1 protein-coding gene is annotated in these 1,622 nt (G+C 76.2%); it reads right to left on the bottom strand.

Features of this window, described 5'->3' with window-relative positions:
- Positions 1 to 320: 320 nt before the first annotated feature.
- The coding region (locus ABD308_RS07705; RefSeq protein ID WP_344329655.1) for a hypothetical protein at positions 321 to 1,622 on the bottom strand (1,302 nt) is incomplete at its 5' end.

The raw sequence follows: 1,622 nt of genomic DNA on the forward strand, positions 1-1,622 counted from the left end.
AACCAGCACAACCGAAAGGCCGTCATGCCCTTCATCACCCTTTCCGATGGTTCCCGGAAGTTCTACAAGGACTGGGGCACCGGACGGCCCGTCGTCCTCCGGCTCGACCCCGAGGTCACGGAAGACCGAGGCGAGGAAGCCCGGCTGGGGGGCCGTGACAGCACCGTCGGGCCGGCCGTCTGCTGAGTACTGCATCGGTGGTCGTTCCCCCATGCTCGTCCGGCGCCTGCCCGGGGCGGTCGGCAGCCCGTCGGCCACCCCGAGGCCCGCCCCCTGCCGGACATTGTCCACCGAACGGGCGCACCGGTCAGCCAAGCCTCTCAGTTCGTCCTGGTGTTGGTCAGGTGCAGCCCGATGTAGCCGACATAGATCCGGCCACTGCCCGAACAGTCGTCGAGGTAGTGCAGCCGGGGCGCGGTGCGGCCGCCACCGATCCGCAGGTGCGCGCCCATGAACGCGCGCCGGGACGCGTCCACGCACTCCGGCACCGGCAGCATCCGCTCGCGTTTCCACTTGGCGTGACTGTGCACCGTCCGGGACTCGCCGCGCACCGCCTTGCGGGGCGGGAAGCGGTGACAGCCGGCCGGGGTGCGTTCGCACCACTGCTTGAAGTCGCCGCCCGCCTGGCCGCGCACGGCCGCCTCGGCGTACTCCTGGAGCGCGGTGAGGCCGTCCCAGGTGAGCCGGGCCCAGCCGCCGCCGGCGCAGCGCAGTTCGTCGAGGGCGAGCGCGGCCTTCTGGTCGCCGGTGAAGGTGAGCAGCGGGAACTCGCCGAGCCGGGCCATCAGCTCGGTGAAGGTGAGCGGGACGCCACCTCGGCCGCCGGGCGGTCCGGCACGCCGCCGCCCGGCGCGGTGGGTGGACGCGGTCGGCGCGGCGGGGGTTCCGGCACCGCCCGGCACCGCGCAGAGCCGGCCGACCGACACCCGCCCCTGACCGGGACCGGACGCCCGCCCCGTGGTGGCCCCGGCTTGCGGCACCTTGGGCTTCGGCCGCTCGTGGTGGCGTTCCCGGCGGAGCTCGTGCCGCGCCGGCTGAGCGGCCCGCTCGCGTTCCTCCCGCCCGTGGGCGGGCACGGGGGGCGCCGGTTCCGCGACCGGGCCGGGCCGGGGCACCCGCAGCGCCGGGACGCCCGCCAGCACGGGCGGCAGGGGACGTTCGGCGGCGAGCCGGCGCGGCTCGCGGGTCAGCAGGGCGGCCGCGCGCCGAGGGTCCTCCTCGATCCGGTTCCGCGCCAGCACCGGGTGCCGGCGGCCGTCCCGCCGCGAGGCCGGGTCGACCTCGGGCAGGTAGGTGCGCACCGCGCCGCCGTAGACGGCGTGGTACTCAAGGGCGACGTTGAACCTGGTCCGGGCGTCCGCGTCGAGCACGTACAGGCCGGCGAGGCCGGGCAGCTGGTCGCAGAGCGGGCCGACGACGTCCGCGAGCCACTGTCCGGTGCCGAGGCCCGCCGGGACGCTGGCCACCACGGTGGGCATCCGGCGGTCAGGGTCGCAGAGTTCGTCGACGAGCCGGTCGACCCCGGCGGCGGTGAGCACCCGGGGCGCGGCCGGCACGGCGGCCGGGCCGTCGGCGGCGTCCAGCAGGGGCAGCAGGGCGCGGACCACCTCGGGCACCGGAAC

Source organism: Kitasatospora putterlickiae, assembly GCF_039527695.1.
GTDB lineage: Bacteria > Actinomycetota > Actinomycetes > Streptomycetales > Streptomycetaceae > Kitasatospora > Kitasatospora putterlickiae.